16 protein-coding genes and 1 pseudogene are annotated in these 16,362 nt (G+C 69.4%); 6 read left to right on the forward strand and 11 right to left on the reverse strand.

Annotated elements, in window-relative coordinates; translation table 11 throughout:
• Positions 1-9 precede the first annotated feature (9 nt).
• Positions 10-204 carry a DUF2905 domain-containing protein gene (locus WJ35_RS12290; RefSeq protein ID WP_069239234.1) on the forward strand — a complete coding sequence of 65 codons (195 nt, stop codon included), beginning with the start codon at positions 10-12 and terminating at the stop codon, positions 202-204.
• A 134-nt stretch (positions 205-338) separates the two neighbouring features.
• On the opposite strand, the gene WJ35_RS12295 is transcribed toward WJ35_RS12290, so the two are convergent.
• The 6 genes from WJ35_RS12295 to WJ35_RS12320 form a co-directional block, all read right to left on the reverse strand.
• Positions 339-560 (reverse strand): hypothetical protein, encoded by a 222-nt coding sequence (locus WJ35_RS12295; RefSeq protein WP_069239235.1) that lies wholly within the window; start codon positions 558-560, stop codon positions 339-341.
• Between the two features lie 127 nt (positions 561-687).
• Entirely contained in the window at positions 688-1,596 is a 909-nt protein-coding gene (locus WJ35_RS12300) for a carbohydrate kinase family protein (protein ID WP_069239236.1), read from the reverse strand.
• Positions 1,593-2,873 (reverse strand): AGE family epimerase/isomerase, encoded by a 1,281-nt coding sequence (locus WJ35_RS12305; RefSeq protein ID WP_010090464.1) that lies wholly within the window; start codon positions 2,871-2,873, stop codon positions 1,593-1,595. The genes WJ35_RS12300 and WJ35_RS12305 overlap by 4 nt, the downstream gene beginning before the upstream one ends.
• A complete protein-coding gene (locus tag WJ35_RS12310) occupies positions 2,870-3,889 on the reverse strand; it encodes a LacI family DNA-binding transcriptional regulator (protein WP_060238006.1) in 1,020 nt (339 codons plus the stop codon). Before WJ35_RS12310 ends, WJ35_RS12305 begins: the two co-directional genes overlap by 4 nt.
• Before the next feature lie 182 nt (positions 3,890-4,071).
• Complete coding sequence (locus tag WJ35_RS12315; protein ID WP_069239237.1) at positions 4,072-5,907, reverse strand: EAL domain-containing protein; 1,836 nt, start codon at positions 5,905-5,907, stop codon at positions 4,072-4,074.
• Positions 5,908-6,166: 259 nt separating this feature from the next.
• Entirely contained in the window at positions 6,167-7,204 is a 1,038-nt protein-coding gene (locus WJ35_RS12320; RefSeq protein ID WP_069239238.1) for a bile acid:sodium symporter family protein, read from the reverse strand.
• Positions 7,205-7,559: 355 nt separating this feature from the next.
• On the opposite strand from WJ35_RS12320, the gene WJ35_RS12325 reads away from it, so the two are divergent.
• The 3 genes from WJ35_RS12325 (at position 7,560) to WJ35_RS12335 (ending at position 10,590) form a co-directional block, all read left to right on the forward strand.
• A complete protein-coding gene (locus tag WJ35_RS12325) occupies positions 7,560-8,027 on the forward strand; it encodes a peptide-binding protein (RefSeq protein WP_069239239.1) in 468 nt (155 codons plus the stop codon).
• A gap of 353 nt (positions 8,028-8,380) precedes the next feature.
• Positions 8,381-9,460, forward strand: coding sequence for a porin (locus WJ35_RS12330; RefSeq protein WP_060238016.1), 1,080 nt, complete (start codon positions 8,381-8,383; stop codon positions 9,458-9,460).
• Between the two features lie 170 nt (positions 9,461-9,630).
• Positions 9,631-10,590 (forward strand): LysR family transcriptional regulator, encoded by a 960-nt coding sequence (locus WJ35_RS12335; protein ID WP_069239240.1) that lies wholly within the window; start codon positions 9,631-9,633, stop codon positions 10,588-10,590.
• 204 nt (positions 10,591-10,794) lie between these two features.
• Here the strand turns inward: WJ35_RS12335 and WJ35_RS12340 are convergent, their stop codons facing one another.
• On the reverse strand, positions 10,795-11,754 hold the full coding sequence (locus tag WJ35_RS12340) for an NAD(P)H-dependent flavin oxidoreductase (RefSeq protein WP_060238024.1): 960 nt from the start codon (positions 11,752-11,754) through the stop codon (positions 10,795-10,797).
• A 273-nt stretch (positions 11,755-12,027) separates the two neighbouring features.
• Between WJ35_RS12340 and WJ35_RS12345 the strand changes: the two genes are divergently transcribed.
• Positions 12,028-12,924, forward strand: coding sequence for an alpha/beta fold hydrolase (locus WJ35_RS12345; RefSeq protein WP_060238026.1), 897 nt, complete (start codon positions 12,028-12,030; stop codon positions 12,922-12,924).
• A 34-nt stretch (positions 12,925-12,958) separates the two neighbouring features.
• Here WJ35_RS12345 and WJ35_RS12350 read toward each other — a convergent pair whose 3' ends face one another.
• A complete protein-coding gene (locus tag WJ35_RS12350; RefSeq protein ID WP_060238027.1) occupies positions 12,959-13,450 on the reverse strand; it encodes an Lrp/AsnC family transcriptional regulator in 492 nt (163 codons plus the stop codon).
• A gap of 112 nt (positions 13,451-13,562) precedes the next feature.
• Here WJ35_RS12350 and WJ35_RS12355 point away from each other — a divergent pair, with 112 nt between their 5' ends.
• Positions 13,563-14,465, forward strand: a complete 903-nt coding sequence (locus tag WJ35_RS12355; protein WP_060235684.1) for a DMT family transporter — start codon at positions 13,563-13,565, stop codon at positions 14,463-14,465.
• Between the two features lie 201 nt (positions 14,466-14,666).
• Here the strand turns inward: WJ35_RS12355 and WJ35_RS30035 are convergent.
• From WJ35_RS30035 to WJ35_RS12365, 3 genes and pseudogenes are all read right to left on the reverse strand, one after another.
• Positions 14,667-14,868: pseudogene (locus WJ35_RS30035) on the reverse strand (DUF1289 domain-containing protein).
• Positions 14,865-15,371, reverse strand: coding sequence for a YbaK/EbsC family protein (locus WJ35_RS12360; RefSeq protein ID WP_010090477.1), 507 nt, complete (start codon positions 15,369-15,371; stop codon positions 14,865-14,867). The pseudogene WJ35_RS30035 and the gene WJ35_RS12360 overlap by 4 nt, the downstream one beginning before the upstream one ends.
• 34 nt (positions 15,372-15,405) lie before the next feature.
• Positions 15,406-16,338, reverse strand: a complete 933-nt coding sequence (locus WJ35_RS12365; RefSeq protein WP_060235688.1) for a hydroxymethylglutaryl-CoA lyase — start codon at positions 16,336-16,338, stop codon at positions 15,406-15,408.
• Positions 16,339-16,362: the final 24 nt, after the last annotated feature.

A 16,362-nucleotide genomic window follows, 5' to 3' on the forward strand; every position in this document is an offset into this window, starting at 1 on the left:
GAACGGCCGATGCTGCGCTGGCTGATGGCGTCATTCGTCGCGGTGATGATCCTCACGCGCTGCTGGCCGTGGCTCGGCAAGCTGGGCGTCGGGCGGCTGCCCGGCGACGTGACGCTGACGCTCGGCGGGCGGCGCTACCCGTTTCCGTTCATGTCGACGCTGGTGATCACGATGCTGGTGTCGATGGTCGCGCGGCTGCTGTGAGCGGCCCGCAACGGCGGCGGCGCGCCACGGCTGGGGTCGTGGCGCGCGCTTGAGGGTTGGGTTGGTGGCGGCGCGTGAGTCGAAGCTCGAGGTCCAAGCCCGAGGATCAACGCTCGCGGATCAAAGCGCACATCTCAAAGCTCGATCTCGCCGAGGATCCGGTGCGCGAGCGCGATCGCTTCCTCGAATGCCTCTTCCTCGCTCGTGCTCGTCGTATGGACGTCGTAGCGCATGTTTTCGGTCTCGCTGCCGTCGTCCCGGGCGAGGATCACGTAGCCCTGGAACTGGCCGTGGCCGGCGTGCCGGGTATGCGCCTTGGCCGTGTAGATGCCCTTCGTGAACGTGTTGGTGTCCATGATGCCTCTCCCGCAAAAGGACACTTCATCGTAGCACCGCGCCGCAACATGTACAGCACCGCGAAACGGCGACCGATCGACGCGTCGCCGGTGCCCCGTTCGCGGCCCGTCCGCGCCCCGTCACGCGTCATCGTTCGAGCAGCGCCACGACCTCGTCGAGCGTCGGCGCGTGCGCGCCGGTGTGGCGGCACGCGGCGGCGCCCGCGGCGAGCGCGAACGCGAGGTGCTCCGGCCACGCCCGCTGCGGCGCCGCCATCAGGCTGAACAGCATCCCGCCGATCGACGCGTCGCCCGCGCCGACCGTGTCGGCCACCTCGACGCGCGGCGGGCGCGCTTCGTGCGCGTCGCCGTCCGCGTACAGCGTCGCGGCGTCCGCGCCGCGCGTCACCAGCAGCGCCGCGCGCGGATTCAGCGCGCGCAGCGCTGCGATCGCAGCGGCCTCGCTGCCGCCGAACAGGTGCCGCAGGTCTTCGTCGGACGCCTTGATCAGGTCCGCGAGGCCCGCCATCTTCTCGAGCGTCGGCCGGTACGCGGCCGTCATCAGGTTCCGGTAATTCGGATCGAAGCTGATCTTCACGCCGCGCGCGTGCAGGTCGGCGGCGAGCGCGATCAGCGTGCCGGCGAGCGGCTCGCGCACGAGGCTGATGCAGCCGAAGTGCGCCCATTTCACGTGATCGGCCCAGCCGGCCGGCAGCCGCGCCGGGTCGAACGCGAGATCGGCGCTCGCTTCGCCGATGAAGAAATAGGCAGGCGGCCGCGTCTCGTGGACGATCGCGAGCAGCGGCGCTCGCGCGACGCGCTGCAGGAACCGCATGTCGAGCCCGGCCGCGTCGCTCGCGCGCCACAGCGTGTCGGAGAAGCAGTCCTCGCCGATCGCGCCGGCGAGCGCGCTCGGCACGCCGAGCCGCGCGACCGCGCGCGCGACGTTCCAGCCGGCGCCGCCCGGCACCGAAGTCCAGCGCGCGTCGCCCGCGCGCACCATGTCGGTCAGGATGTCGCCGGCGGACACGAACGCCGGAAAGCCGCCGCCGCTCATTGCGTGGGTTCGCTGCGCGCCGCGCGCGCGAGCGTCGCGAGCACGTCGTAGCACGCGCCCATCGTGTGGTAGTCGGTCTTGCCGGCGGGGCTCTTCTCGTCGCCGTACTTGCGGTTGTCGCAGGTCAGGATCCGGTACCACGCGCCGTAGCGGTGATCGACGAAATGCGCCCAGCAGTAGCGCCAGATCTCGTCGTACCAGTCCCAGTAGCGTTCGGCGCCGGTGCGCGCGCCGAGCATCGCGGCCGCCGCGAACGATTCCGCCTGCACCCAGAAATACTTGTTGTGATCGCAGATCGTGAAGTCGGGGCCGAAGCCGTAGCAGAGCCCGCCGTGATCGGCGTCCCACGCGTGCGTGAGCGCCGCGTCGAACAGCTCGGCCGCGCGCGGGGCCAGCCAGTCGAGCGGGCGGTGCCGCTCGAGGATCAGCAGGAGCTTCGCCCACTCGGTCTGGTGCCCCGGCTGGAAACCCCATGGGCGGAAGATGTTCGAGCTGTCTTCCTTGTTGTAGTCCCAGTCGACCGACCAGTCCGCGTGATAGTGCTCCCACACGAGGCCGCCCGACAGCGCCGCCTGGCGCCGCGTGATGTGCGTCGCGAGCTTTTCCGCGCGGTCGAGGTAGGTGAGGTGGCCGGTCGCCTCGTACGCGGCGAGCAGCGCCTCGGTCATGTGCATGTTCGCGTTCTGGCCGCGGTAGCTCGACACGATCCAGTTCGGCGACGCATCGTCCGCGTAGAGGCCCGCGGCGGCGTCCCAGAAGCGATGCTCGGCGAGCTCGTAGGTCGCGGCGATCAGCGGCCGCGCCTCGTCGACGCCCGCCATCGTCGCGTGCGCGGCGGCGAGCAGCACGAACGCGAGGCCGTAGCAGTGGCGCGTGCCGTCGAGCGTCGCGCGCTTCGCGCCGTCGCGCCAGTCGAGCTCCCAGTCGTAGCCTTGCAGCGCGTCGTCCCAGTGCGCGTCGCGCAGGAAGCGCAGCCCGTGGCGCGTGTAGTCGAGATGGCGCGGATCGCCGAAATGCCGGTACGCCATCGCGTAGTTGAAGACGAACCGGCAGCTGCTGACGAGGTGGCGCGACGTGCGGTTGTACACGCTGCCGTCGTCGCGGAAGTAGTGGTAGAAGCCGCCCGTCGGGTCGAGCGCGTTCGGCGCATAGAAGCGCAGCGTGTCCTCGACGTGCGACAGCAGGAACGACGGATCGCGGAAGCTCGCGACGAACGGGGCCGGATGGGCATGCGCGGCCGGCGTCGCCGGGGCGGGTTGGACCGGGGGCGTAGTCATGGTTCGGTGCTCGTGGCGGTGACGGGCGCCCGCGTCGCGGCGGGCCGGCTGCTGGCCCGCACGATCAGCTCGACGGGCAGGCAGATCTCGGTGTGCTCGGGCGCTTCGGCCAGCAGCAGCTCGACGCCGCGGCGGCCGAGCGCTTCCTTGTCGACGGCGAGCGTCGTGAGCGGCGGGCTCGCGTGCGCGGCGGCGGGGATGTCGTCGAAGCCGACGATCGCGATGTCGTCCGGCACCCGCAGCCCGCGCGCAAGGCACACGCGCTGCGCGGCGAGCGCGGCCGCGTCGTTGTACGCGAACACCGCGTCCGGGCGCGGGCCCGGCGCGTCGAGCAGCTGCTGCATCGCGCGCGCGGCGCCGGCGTCCGGGTCGAGTCCGGCGTCGATCGTCACTTCGTAGGCCGGGTCGAACAGCCGCCCGGCCTCGAAGAACGCGCGCCGGTAGCCGATCGCGCGCTGCGTGATGCTGTAGTGCGCCGGCGAGCCGCCGATGAACGCAATGCGCGAGCGGCCGGTGGCCAGCAGGTGGCGCATCGCGAGCGCCGCGCCGGTCGCGTTGTCGATGTTGACCGAGCGCAGCCCGGGCGCCCACAGGTCGATCAGCACGAGCGGGCGGCCGGTCGCGGCGAGCGCCTCGATCGTCTCCGGCTCCATGAAGCCGGCCACCGCGATCGCGTCGGGCGCGTGCGGGCGCATCTGGCGCAGCACGTCGTCGTTCGGGCCGACGGTCAGCAGCGTCGGCACGATGCCGCGCTCGCGGCACGCGTCCTCGACGCCGTGCAGCACGTGCGAGAAGAACGGGCTGGCGGGAAAGCGGTTGTGCTGGCGGTGCAGCAGGAACGTCAGCCGGCGGATGCGCGGCCGCAGTTGCGCGGGATCGTAGCCGAGGCGCTGCGCGATCTCGACGATGCGCGCGCGCGTGGCTTCGGACAGGCCGGGCTGGTTCTTCAGCGCGCGGGACACGGTGCCGATCGAGACCTCTGCCGCCCGCGCCACGTCGCGAATGGTGGTGCCCATCGTTCGGAAATCCGGTTTGTTTAGGGTGACGGCGATTGTATAGTAAAACGTATCGGTAAAATCGCGCCAGATTCCCGGGGAATACCCGTAAATATGCGAATCTAAAGCACTAATCTGCGTTGGCGCTTTTACTAAAAATACTAAACAGGCGCGGCAAAAGGCAAGGTGTCCGCGCGTGGCGCTCAGTGCGCCGCGGGCGGTTCGCCGCGCGCGAGCAGCGCCGCGCGGCCCGCGTCGAGATCGACGACCGCGAGGCCGCCGGGCTGCTGCTTCGCGCGCCGTTTCGCGAGCGCCGCGACCGACGCGATCTCGTCGCTGCCGTAGCGCATCGCGCGGTGCGCGCCCGCCGGCACGCCGACCGCGCCGATCGCCATCGTCACGAAGCCGAAGAACGCCGGGTTGCCGTGGCGATCCTCGCCGCGCAGGCCGCCCGCGCGCTGGTCGACCAGCGTGTAGAAGCGCTGCGCGCCTTCGTTGAAGCGGCCGATCGCGGCGGCCGCGCGCGCATGCCAGTCGTCGCTCTGGAACAGCACCAGGAAATCGTCGCCGCCGACGTGGCCGAGGAAGTCCCGCTGCGGATCGCAGATGCCGGCCAGCACGGTTGCGGCGTACTTCAGCACCTCGTCACCCTGCCAGTAGCCGTACTGGTCGTTGAACGGCTTGAACTGGTTCAGGTCGACGTAGCACGCGTGGAACCCGGCGTCGCGCGCGAGCAGCCGGTCGATGTGCGCGCTGATCGGGATGTTGCCGGGCAGGAACGTCAGCGGGTTCGCGTAGCGCGCGGCCTCGATGCGCATCTCGGTCACCGCGCGCACGAGGCTCTCGCCGGTGCCGAGGCCGACATAGCGGCCGTGCTCGGTGATCACGAAGCCGTCCGCGAGATAGCGCTGGTCGTTGTTGGCGAGCAGCAGCGCGAGCTGTTCGACCGTCGTCGCGTTCTCGATCATCAGCGGCGCGTCGTTCGCGAACTGCAGGCACGGCTTCCTGCCGAACACCTCGCGGTGGTACGGCAGCGCGAAGCGGTCCATGAAGCTGCGGCGATTCACCAGCGCGACGGGCCGCTCATGCTCGACGAGCGCGACCGCGTGCAGCTCGGGCATCCGGTTGAACAGCGCGAGCACGTCGTTGCTGGTCACGTCGCGCGGCAGCGCGGGCGCGGCGACGAGCATCTTCGCGGCGACCGTGCCGCTCGGGCGGGCCGTGCGCGACGCGTCCGGAAACACCGCGATGTGCGGCGCGCGGATCGCATCGCGCGCGGCGGGCGCGACGACGCGCTCCGGCCGCGCATGCGGGCGGCCCAGCAGGAAGCCCTGCACGCAGCAGATGCCCATGTCGCGCACGACGATCAGGTCGCGTTCGTGCTCGATGCCTTCGGCGATCAGCTTCGCGCCGCTCGCGTGCGCGAAGTGCTGCATGGCCCTGACCGCCTCGAACTTCAGCGGATCGAGGGCGATGTCGTGGATGAAGAAGCGGTCGATCTTCACGACGTCGGGATGCAGGCGCAGCCACAGGTTCATGCTCGCGTTCGCGGTGCCGTAGTCGTCGAGCGCGAACTGAATGCCCGCGTCGCGCAGCGACGCGACGGCCGGCGCGACCTGCGCGAGATCGGTCGACGCATTATTCTGCTCGGTCAGCTCGATCACGATGCGCTCGGCGGCGATCTGCGCGCGCTCGAGCAGCATGCGCGCGTGCTCGCGTTCGCGCGCGAGCGCCAGGATCGCGCCCGCGCTGAAGTTGAGGAACAGCTTGCCGTCGCAGCCGAGCGCCGCGAACGCGTCGAGGCAGGTGATGGCGGCCGCGTGTTCGAGCGCGATGGTCGCGCCTTCGCGCGCCGCCTGCGCGAACAGCGCGGCGGGCAGCTCCAGGTCGGTGCCGTGCGGGCCGCGGATCAGGCCCTCATAGGCGATGACCGTGCCGGAGCCGAGGTCGACGATCGGCTGGAACACGGCGGCGAGCGCGCGATCCGCGATCAGGCGCGTGGTGACGGCGGCAGCGGAGCCGGAAGAGGGCGGAGGCATGGGCGGGCTGAAGCGAGGGTACGCCAGACTTTAACGGCAACTCGCGCGGACAATTGAGTGAAGATTTCGTGACCTGATGCACGAGGATGGTGCGTCGGTGTGCGGCGAGCGGCGAAGAGGACACGGCGCGCAGGCGAGCAGCCGCAAGCGAGAGCGAGCCGGGACCGCAAAACCCACAACGCCGCAGCCCGCGAACCCCGCCCGCGGCAAGCACCCAGCCAACCGCCTCCTACCGCTACGCCACCTGCGCCCGCCCGCGTCAGCGCCTGCCCGCGTTCAGCCCGCGGCCGCCGCGTGCGCCCGCGGCGACCCGTCCCCCATCTTCGCCGCTCGTGTCGCGCGCGCCCCAGCGCTGCGCGAGCGCCGCGCAGGCCATCAGCTGGATCTGGTGGAACAGCATCAGCGGCAGCACGATCGCGCCGACCGCGTGCGCGGAGAAGATCACCTTCGCCATCGGCACGCCGGCGGCGAGGCTTTTCTTCGAGCCGCAGAAGATGATCGTGATCTGGTCGGCGCGGTTGAAGCCGAGCCGCTTGCTGACCAACGCGGTCAGCAGCAGCGCGAGCGCGAGCAGCAGCAGGTTGACGGCCAGCAGCCCGGCGAGCGCGCGCGGCGGAATCTGGTGCCAGAGGCCCTGGTCCACGGCCTCGCTGAACGCGACGTAGACGACGAGCAGGATCGAGCCCTGGTCGACGAAGCGCAGCACCGCGCGGTTGCGCTCGATCCAGCCGCCGATCACGGGCCGCAGCAGCTGGCCGGCGACGAACGGCACGAGCAGCTGCATCACGATGCTGCCGACGGTGCTCCACGGCGACGCGCTCGCCGCCGACTGCGTCGTGATCATCAGCCCGACGAGCGCCGGCGTGACGAAGATGCCGAGCAGGCTCGACGCGGACGCCGCGCAGACCGCGGCCGGCACGTTGCCTTTCGCGATCGACGTGAACGCGATCGACGACTGGACCGTCGACGGCAGCGTGCAGAGGAACAGCACGCCCGCATACAGCGCCGGCGTGACGAGCGGCTGCAGCAGCGGCTTCAGCGCGAGGCCGAGCAGCGGGAACAGCGCGAAGGTGCTGAGCAGCACGACCGCGTGCAGCCGCCAGTGCGTCGCACCCGCGACGATCGCCTCGCGCGACAGCTTCGCGCCGTGCAGGAAGAACAGCAGGCCGACCGCGAGGTTGGTCGCCCAGTTGAACGCGTGCGCGGCCGGGCCGCGGCACGGCAGCAGGCTCGCGAGCACGACGGTGCCGACGAGGGCGAGCGTGAAGTTGTCGGGAAGAAAGCGGGGACGGGCCATGGTGAAACTCGAGTCGGAAACAACGGCGGGGGCAGGCGCGCGTGTCGCGCGCGCGAAGCCGCTATTGTCCGGCCAGCGAATTCAATACACAAATTCATTGTAGGAATCGATTGATGATTCCATTGCACGGGAGCCGGTGTCGCGGCGGGTCGAAATCTGCGCTAATCCACCGAAGAATGTTCTGCGACGATCGCGTCAGGAAGTGAAAAAACCCAGCAGTAACATGGTGTTACACCGATGCCCCGGACCTAACACTTTTTGGCTCGACACGATTTCGCCTCGCTCATAAATTACTGCTGAAAGGCTTGCGTCGGCCGGGGAGTGTCCGGCTGCGGGCCGCAACAGGCACTGAGCGATGGCGGAACGGGCGAAACGGAAGATCGGACGATGGGCGGCAGGCGTGCTCGGCGCGCTGCTGGTGCCGCTTGCGCTCGCGCAGCCCCCGCACGACGGACACGGGTTCGGCGGCGGCGATCGCGGCCTGCGTCCGTCCGGTGGCCCGCCTGTCTGGCGCCATGCGCCGCAGTGGGGCGGCAACCCCGGGGCCCGCATGGGCGTCAACGGCTCCGGCCCCCGCTGGGGCCTGCGGCCGACGCCGTCGTACGGCCACTACGCCGCGCAGAGCCCGTACCGCCCGATCAGCGCCGACGCGCGCCAGGTGCCGCGCCCGCCGGGCGGCGGCAACGTGCCGCTGCGCGCCGGGTCGATCCGCGCCGACGTCGCCCGCTACAACGAGGAGCGCGGCGGCCGCCCGCTGCCGTCGCCGCGCGCGCAGGAAGAGCCCGCGCATTCGCCGTATTTCTCGCCGTTTTACCGAAACTGAGCGAAACTGAACGCGCCCGCGTTCCGTCCCCCGCCGACTGATGCGAATTCGCCACAGTCGCGCATCGATTTCCGCTGATTTTCCCGCCGCATTGCGCTATCTTTCGCGCCCGGTTCGCGCGTGACGCGCCGCCGTGCCGCCGCGTGACGCGCTCGCGCGTTGCCGCCGCGCCCCGTCTGCCCTCGAACCGCCGCCGCGAAGTTAATGCCGCCGCTATACCCGCAATAAGCACACGCATTTTTGACCGGAGAAATGATCCGCAAAGATGGCTGCGCCCCAGCACGACGCAAGCAGCGGCCCCTATAACAACGCTCGCGCCGCCCGGTTTCTTATCGACAATCCCTGGAGATCCCATGAAAGCATTTGCCCGCCGTGCGTCGAGCACGTCCGCCGCGCTGGTCGCGGCCGCCGCCTGCGTCGCCGCCGCGCCCGTCCACGCGCAATCGAGCGTCTCGCTGCACGGCCAGGTCGACGAGTGGGTCGGCGCGACGAAATTCCCGGGCAGCGATCGCGCATGGAACGTGTCGGGCGGCGGGATGTCGACGTCGTATTGGGGCATGCACGGCACCGAGGATCTCGGCGGCGGCTACAAGGCGATCTTCACGCTGGAAAGCTTCTTCCGCGCGCAGAACGGCAAGTTCGGCCGCTTCGACGGCGACACCTTCTTCGCGCGCAACGCGTACGTCGGCATCGGCTCGCCGTACGGCACGGTGACCGCCGGCCGCCTGACCACGCACCTGTTCCTGTCGACGATCCTGTTCAACCCGTTCTTCGACTCGTACGTGTTCTCGCCGATGGTCTATCACACGTTTCTCGGCCTCGGCACGTTCCCGACCTATCCGAGCGACCAGGGCGCGGTCGGCGATTCGGGCTGGAACAACGCGGTGTCGTATACGTCGCCGGCGTTCGGCGGCGCGAACTTCGGCGTGATGTACGGGCTCGGCAACCAGGCGGGCGACAACGGCGCAAAGAAGTGGAGTGCTCAGTTCAACTATGCGAACGGGCCGTTCGCGGCGACCGCGGTGTATCAGTACGTGAACTTCAACAACGGCCCGCGCGACCTGGGCTCGCTTCCCGGCGTCACCGGCATGAAGAGCCAGGGCATCGCGCAGGTCGGCGCGACCTACGACCTGAAGGTCGTGAAGCTGTTCGGCCAGTACATGTATACGAAGAACGACCAGGTCGCGGGCAGCTGGCACGTGAATACCGGGCAGGGCGGCGTGACGGTGCCGCTCGGCACCGGCACCGCGATGGCGTCTTACGCATACTCGCGCGACGCGGGCGGCCTGAACCAGACGCGCCAGACGTGGGCCGTCGGCTATGACTATCCGCTGTCGAAGCGCACCGACGTCTACGCGGCGTACATGAACGACCACATCAGCAGCCTGTCGAACGGCAACACGTTCGGCGCCGGCATTCGCGCGAAGTTCTGACCCCGCGGGCACGCCGCCGCGCGAGCCGCGCCGGATTCGTGCCCTGTTTCGTTTTGTTGAACGGCGCCGCCAATTGCGGCGCCGTTTTGCGTTTGTTGACCTTTTTGCTTCCTCTCTTTTGCTACTCTATCTCGTAATTTCTCGATTCTTTGGGATTGCGAGCCAGTTCGATGGATACCCTCGTCAGCATGAATGTGTTTCGCTACGTCGTCGAAGTGGGCAGCTTCGTCGGCGCGGCGGAGCGCATGCAGATGTCCGCGGCGATGGCGAGCAAGCACGTGATGCATCTCGAGCAGCAGCTGGGTGCGCGGCTGCTGCATCGCACGACCCGCCGCGTCGCGCCCACCGAAGCGGGGCGCGAATACTACGAGCGCCTCGTGCAGGCGCTGTCCGAACTCGACGAAGCCGGGCAGGCGGTCGGCGCCGCGAGCGTCGTGCCGCAGGGCCGGCTGCGCGTGACGTCGCTGTCCGCGTTCGGGCTGCGCCACGTGATGCGGGCGGTCACCGACTACGCGGACCGCTACCCCGACGTGACGGTCGAGATCACGCTGTCCGACCGCGTCGTCGAGCTGATCGATGAAGGCTACGACGTCGCGGTGCGCGCGGCGCCGAGCGGGCTGAAGTCGTCGTCGCTGGTCGCGCGGCAGATCGCGACCGCGCACATCATGCTCGTCGCGTCGCCCGACTATCTGGAGAAACGCGGCACGCCGCAGACGATCGCCGATCTCGCGCACCACAACTACCTGCGGCGCGACACGAACGCGACGATGCTCGATGCGATGGTGACCGACGCGGCCGCCGCGTCGCGCGTGAATCTCAACGGCAACCTGATCGTCAACCACCTCGAAGGGCTGCGCGCGGCCGTGCTCGGCGGCGCGGGCATCGCGCTGCTCGGCACCGAAGTGGTCGGCGACGACGTCGAGGCCGGGCGTCTCGTGCCGGTGCTGCTCGACGCGGTGCCGCCGCGCGAGCTGCCGATCTACGCGGTGTACGCGAGCCGCCGCCATGTGTCGGCGAAGGTGCGCTCGTTCGTCGATTTCCTCGCCGCGCGGTTCGAGAACGAATCGCTGTGCCCGTCGGTCGAGGCGCGCCTGCGCGTGCTGCCGATCACGCGGATCAAGCGAGCTTGACTGGGTTTGCACGCGAGCGTGCGTCGATGAAGAAAGCGCGAACCGTAACTGGGTTCGCGCTTTTTTCATTGCGGCGCGGTTGACGCGAGTGACGCGACGCGCGCGCGGTGCGTGCGACTTGCAGTGGTCCGCGTGATGGCGCATGCGTGACGTGCGCGCGACCTCCGCGCGACGCACACGCGGCGCCCGCGCCGCGCGTATCCGTCAGCGCGTGATGCCGAGCCGCGCCTTCGCGTCGTCGTACTCGCGTTTCAGCCGCTCGACGAGCGCGCCGACGCTCGGCAGGTCGTCCATCAGGCCGACGCCCTGGCCCGCGCCCCAGATGTCCTTCCACGCCTTCGCCTTGTCGCCGCCGAAATTCATCTTCGTCTTGTCGGATTCGGGCAGCGCTTCCGGATCGAGGCCGGCCTTCTCGATGCTTTCGCGGATGTAGTTGCCGTGCACGCCCGTGAAGAGGTTCGTATAGATGATGTCGGCGGATTTCGCGTTGAGGATCGCGCGCTTGTAGTCCTCGATCGCGTGCGCTTCCTGCGTCGCGATGAAGCGCGTGCCCATGTACGCGAGGTCGGCGCCCATCGCTTGCGCGGCGAGGATCGAGCCGCCGTTCGCGATCGCGCCGGACAGCACGATCGGGCCGTCGAACATCCTGCGCACCTCGCCGACGAGCGCGAACGGCGACGTCGTGCCCGCGTGGCCGCCCGCGCCGGCCGCGACGAGGATCAGCCCGTCGACGCCCGCTTCGAGCGCCTTCTGCGCGTGCCGCAGGTTGATCACGTCGTGCAGCACGATGCCGCCGTAGCTGTGCACTGCGTCGACGATCTCGCGCGCGGGCGCGCGCAGGCTCGTGATGAAGATCGGCACCTTGTGGTCGACGCACACGCGGATGTCGTGCTCGAGCCGCTCGTTCGACTGGTGGACGATCTGGTTGACCGCGATCGGGCCGATCACCGCATCCGGATGCTTCGCCTTGTGGTCGGCGAGCTCGGCCTGGATCTTCGTGAGCCATTCGTCGAGCAGTTCGGGCGGGCGCGCGTTGAGCGCCGGGAACGAGCCGACGATGCCGGCCTTGCATTGCGCGAGAACGAGTTCGGGATAGCTGACGATGAACATCGGCGACGCGATGACGGGCAGCGTCAGATGCTGAAGGACGGCGGGCAGTGCCATGTGGAGTCTCCTGATACTGATCCTGATCGTGGCTGTACGTGACAGTGACAGCGCGAACGGCGTTTCGAGTGTAGCCGGTGCGGCCGCCGCGCAGGTCTGCCGCACATATTAATACGAACGATCGTGCGTTTGCATGCGAGCTTAGCAAAGCGCGCCGCGTGCGGGCAATCGAGTGAGTGCTCTCTTTCTACGAATTCGGGTATCCACGCCGCTGTGCGGCTTCGAGCGCGCTCCTACAATAGCCGCCTATAACAAACCAACGAGAAACAGACCATGCCGTTCGAGACATTCGCACCGTTTCGCGTAACGGTGCAGGACACCGACATCTTCGGTGTCAAAGGAGGCGCGGGGCCGCCGCTTCTGCTGCTGCACGGCCATCCGCAGACCCACATGATCTGGCATCGCGTCGCCGCGACGCTCGCGAATCATTTCACGGTGATCGCGACCGATCTGCGCGGCTACGGCGCGTCCGGCAAGCCCGCGAGCGACGCGCAGCACACGCCGTATTCGAAGCGCGCGATGGCGGCCGACCAGGTCGCGGTGATGCGGCAGTTCGGCTTCGAGCGGTTCTACGTGTGCGCGCACGATCGCGGCGCGCGCGTCGCGCACCGGCTCGCGCTCGATCATGCCGATGCGGTGGAGCGAATGATGCTGCTCGACATCGCACCGACGCTCGCGATGTACGAGAAGACCGATCGCGCATTCGCGACCGCGTACTTCCACTGGTTCTTCCTGATCCAGCCCGAGCCGCTGCCGGAGACGCTGATCGGCGGCCACACCGACGCGTACATCGAGCGCGTGATGGGCAATCGCTCGGCGGGCCTCGCGCCGTTCGCGCCCGACGCGCTTGCCGCGTATCGCGCAGCGCTCGCGCAGCCGGGCGCGGTGCACGCGATGTGCGAGGACTACCGCGCGTCGGCGACGATCGACCTCGAGCACGACCGTGCGGATCTCGAGCGCGGCACCAAGGTCGCGTGCCCGCTGCGCGTGCTGTGGGGCGCGGACGGGATCGTCGAACGCTGCTTCGATCCGCTCGACGAATGGCGGCACGTCGCGCGCGACGTCAGCGGCCGCGCGCTCCCGTGCGGACACTACATTCCGGAAGAGGCGCCGGTCGACCTGATCGACGAGATGCTCGCGTTCTTCGAGGCGCGCGACCCGGCGGCCTGATGGGGATGGCGGCGCGGGCGGCGGCGCGCGTGCGTCACCGCCGCGCCGCGTCGTCGTCCGAAAGCGGCGGCAGCCGGCGCGGCACCGGCGTCGACTTGACGATCGCGGTGCTCGTCTCCGCGCGCTCGGTCACCTTCGCGAGGATGCCGTCGAGCTGCTCGATCGAGCGCAGGTAGAGCCGGCAGATGAAGCAGTCGTCGCCGGTCACCTTGTCGCATTCGACGAATTCGGGGATGCGCCGCAGCAGCTCCTCGACGAGATGCAGCTGGCCGGGCAGCGGCTTCACGCGGACGATCGCCTGCAGCGTATAGCCGAGCGCGCGCGGGTCGAGCTCGACGGTGAAGCCGGCGATCACGCCCTGCGCCTCGAGGCGCCGCACGCGGTCCGCGGTCGCGGGCGCCGACAGCCCGATCTGCCGCGCCAGCTCGCTGGTCGCGATGCGCGCGTCGTCGGCGAGCGCGGCGAGGATCGCGCGGTCGGTCGCGTCGAGCGTGGCGACGGATGGAGGGGAAAGGCGTTTCGTCATGATCGCTTTGCTTTCGAAGGTGAATCGAATGATTCGCTTCAGTTTAGCCGTGGATGCACGGAAAGCAAGCTCCTAGAATCGAAGTCATCTTCCCTCGCCACCGGAGCCCACGATGGCCTCAAACGAAATTCGCCGCGGCGCCGCCGAAATGGTCGTCGCGATGCTGATGTCCGGCACGATCGGCTGGCTCGTGATGTCGTCGCGGCAGCCGCTCGCCAACGTCGTGTTCTTCCGCTGCGTGTTCGGCGGCGCGACGCTCGCGCTCGTCTGCGCGGCGCTCGGGCTCCTGCGCCGCTCGCTGTTCTCGTGGCGCATGCTCGGTCTCGCCGCGCTCGGCAGCGTCGCGATCGTCGCGAACTGGCTGCTGCTGTTCGCCGCGTATTCGCGCGCGTCGATCTCGATGGCGACCGCCGTCTACAACACGCAGCCGTTCATGCTCGTCGCGCTCGGCGCGCTCGTGTTCCGCGAACGGATCACCGCGTCGACGCTCGTGTGGCTGCTGCTCGCGTTCGTCGGCCTCGTGTGCGTGGTGCGCGTCGAGCCGGCCGTGCTCGCGGTGCCGGGCGCGTATCTCGAAGGCGTCGCGCTCGCGCTCGGCGCCGCGTTCCTGTATGCGGTGTCGTCGATCGTCGCCAAGCACCTGAAGGGCACGCCGCCGCACCTGATCGCGCTGCTGCAGGTCGGGCTCGGCGTCGTGATGCTCGCGCCGTTCACCCGCTTCGACACGCTGCCCGCGACGCCGTCGCAATGGTTCGACCTCGTCGTGCTCGGCATCGTGCACACGGGTGTGATGTACGTGCTGCTGTACGGTGCGATCCAGAAGCTGCCGACCGCGATGACGGGCGCGCTGTCGTTCGTCTATCCGGTCGTCGCGATCGCGGTCGACCGCGTCGCGTTCGGGCAGACGCTCGTGTGGACGCAGGTGCTCGGCGCGCTGTTGATCCTGCTCGCGGCGGCCGGCGTCAATCTCGGCTGGCGCATCGTGCCGGCGCGCCGCGCGGTGGCGGGGCGCTGAAAGGGTCGTGCGATTTGGCATGCCGCAGCGGCGCGAAAAACGTCCCCCGCGCGCACATGAAACGGCCTGTAAGAACTTGTAGGGAAACACCCGATGCGATGCAGTCGGCGTCGCTCGTATGATGCGTGCTGTGACGTTGATCACGTTCACAGGATTCCGATTCGAGATGCCGTTCGCCTGCCAGGCCGAACGGCATTTTTTTTATGCGTCGCTCGCCGCGAGCGCACGCCGCGCGTCGAGCCGCGCGAGCACCGCACGCTTCGCGTCGTCGTCCGACGCGCGCCATCCCTTGATCTCGTCGCGGGTGCGCAGGCAGCCCGCGCACCATTCGGTGCGCGGATCGATCCTGCACACGCCGGTGCACGGCGATGCGACGGCGCTCGCTTTGCGGCACGTCGCTCATGCGGTCTCCCGCAGCGCGACGTCGGCGACCGGCGCGCCGGTCAGCGTGACGAGCTCCTGCGGCGACAGGTTGAACACCGCGTGCGGATGGCCGGCCGCGGCCCACAGGCTGTCGAGCGCGAGCAGGTCGGCGTCGATCAGCGTGACGGGCTCGACCAGATGGCCGATCGGGCACACGCCGCCGATCGCATAGCCGGTGTTGTCGCGCACGAACTTCGCGTCCGCGCGGCCGACCTCGCCGACCTGCGCGGCGACCTTCTGCTCGTCGACGCGGTTCGCGCCGCTCGCGACGACCAGCACCGGCGCGCCGTCCGACTGGCGGCGGAACAGGATCGACTTCGCGATCTGCGCGACCGAGCAGCCAAGCCCGGCCGCCGCCTCCGCGGACGTCTTGCCGGTTTCGGACAGCATCACGATGCCTTTCGCATGGCCGCGCTCGCGCAGCAGCGTCGCGACGCGTCGCGCGGAATCGGGGAGGGAATCGAATGAAGTGGGTGTCGTCATGTGGTCGGATCCGTTGAATGCATGAAGCCTGGGGTCAGGCGCAGCTCGGCGCGTCGGCCGCGCTTTGCGCCTTCGCGAGCAGCGCGCGGCCGGCGCGCGACACGTTCGCGCGGCCGATCGCGTTCGAGATGAATTCGCCGGCGGCGACGACCTGCGCGAGATCGACGCCGGTGTCGATGCCGAGGCCCTGCATCAGGTACAGCACGTCCTCGGTCGCGACGTTGCCGGTCGCGCCCTTCGCGTACGGGCAGCCGCCGAGGCCCGCGACCGACGCGTGGAAGATCTCGATGCCCTCGAACAGCGCCGCGTAGATGTTCGCGAGCGCCTGCCCGTAGGTGTCGTGGAAGTGGCCCGACAGGCGCTCGCGCGGAAACACGCGCGCGACCGCCGCGAGCACCTCGCGCGTGCGCTGCGGCGTGCCGACGCCGATCGTGTCGGCGATGTCGATCTCGTCGCAGCCGAGCGCCGCGAAGCGCTCGACGACGTCGACGACCGACGCGACCGGCACGTCGCCCTGGTACGGGCAGCCGAGCGCGCACGACACGCTGCCGCGCAGCCGCAGGCCCGCGTCCTTCGCGGCCTTCGCGACCGGCTCGAAGCGGGCGATGCTCTCGGCGATGCTGCAGTTGATGTTCCGCTGCGAGAACGCCTCGCTCGCCGCGCCGAAGATCACGACCTCGTCCGCGCGCGCGGCGAGCGCGCCCTCGAAGCCCTTCAGGTTCGGCGTGAGCACCGAGTAGACGGTGCCGGCGCGCCGTTCGATGCCGGCCATCACGTCGGCGCCGTCGGCCATCTGCGGCACCCATTTCGGCGACACGAACGACGCGGCCTCGATGTTGCGGAAGCCGGCGTGCGACAGGCGGTCGACCAGCGCGATCTTCACGTCGGTGGGCACGAAGGTCTTTTCGTTCTGCAGCCCGTCGCGCGGGCCGACTTCGACGATCTTCACGGCGGTGGGGAAGGTCATGACTGTCTCCTTGTCTTTGGAATG

Source organism: Burkholderia ubonensis, from assembly GCF_001718695.1.
GTDB lineage: Bacteria > Pseudomonadota > Gammaproteobacteria > Burkholderiales > Burkholderiaceae > Burkholderia > Burkholderia ubonensis_B.

Bases quoted from the DNA above. Each gene is read 5' to 3' on its own strand.
- WJ35_RS12290 (WP_069239234.1), top strand. From the start codon at position 10: ATGCTGCGCTGGCTGATGGCGTCATTCGTCGCGGTGATGATCCTCACG.
- WJ35_RS12295 (WP_069239235.1), bottom strand. From the start codon at position 560: ATGGACACCAACACGTTCACGAAGGGCATCTACACGGCCAAGGCGCAT.
- WJ35_RS12300 (WP_069239236.1), bottom strand. From the start codon at position 1,596: ATGAGCGGCGGCGGCTTTCCGGCGTTCGTGTCCGCCGGCGACATCCTG.
- WJ35_RS12305 (WP_010090464.1), bottom strand. From the start codon at position 2,873: ATGACTACGCCCCCGGTCCAACCCGCCCCGGCGACGCCGGCCGCGCAT.
- WJ35_RS12310 (WP_060238006.1), bottom strand. From the start codon at position 3,889: ATGGGCACCACCATTCGCGACGTGGCGCGGGCGGCAGAGGTCTCGATC.
- WJ35_RS12315 (WP_069239237.1), bottom strand. From the start codon at position 5,907: ATGCCTCCGCCCTCTTCCGGCTCCGCTGCCGCCGTCACCACGCGCCTG.
- WJ35_RS12320 (WP_069239238.1), bottom strand. From the start codon at position 7,204: ATGGCCCGTCCCCGCTTTCTTCCCGACAACTTCACGCTCGCCCTCGTC.
- WJ35_RS12325 (WP_069239239.1), top strand. From the start codon at position 7,560: ATGGCGGAACGGGCGAAACGGAAGATCGGACGATGGGCGGCAGGCGTG.
- WJ35_RS12330 (WP_060238016.1), top strand. From the start codon at position 8,381: ATGAAAGCATTTGCCCGCCGTGCGTCGAGCACGTCCGCCGCGCTGGTC.
- WJ35_RS12335 (WP_069239240.1), top strand. From the start codon at position 9,631: ATGGATACCCTCGTCAGCATGAATGTGTTTCGCTACGTCGTCGAAGTG.
- WJ35_RS12340 (WP_060238024.1), bottom strand. From the start codon at position 11,754: ATGGCACTGCCCGCCGTCCTTCAGCATCTGACGCTGCCCGTCATCGCG.
- WJ35_RS12345 (WP_060238026.1), top strand. From the start codon at position 12,028: ATGCCGTTCGAGACATTCGCACCGTTTCGCGTAACGGTGCAGGACACC.
- WJ35_RS12350 (WP_060238027.1), bottom strand. From the start codon at position 13,450: ATGACGAAACGCCTTTCCCCTCCATCCGTCGCCACGCTCGACGCGACC.
- WJ35_RS12355 (WP_060235684.1), top strand. From the start codon at position 13,563: ATGGCCTCAAACGAAATTCGCCGCGGCGCCGCCGAAATGGTCGTCGCG.
- WJ35_RS12360 (WP_010090477.1), bottom strand. From the start codon at position 15,371: ATGACGACACCCACTTCATTCGATTCCCTCCCCGATTCCGCGCGACGC.
- WJ35_RS12365 (WP_060235688.1), bottom strand. From the start codon at position 16,338: ATGACCTTCCCCACCGCCGTGAAGATCGTCGAAGTCGGCCCGCGCGAC.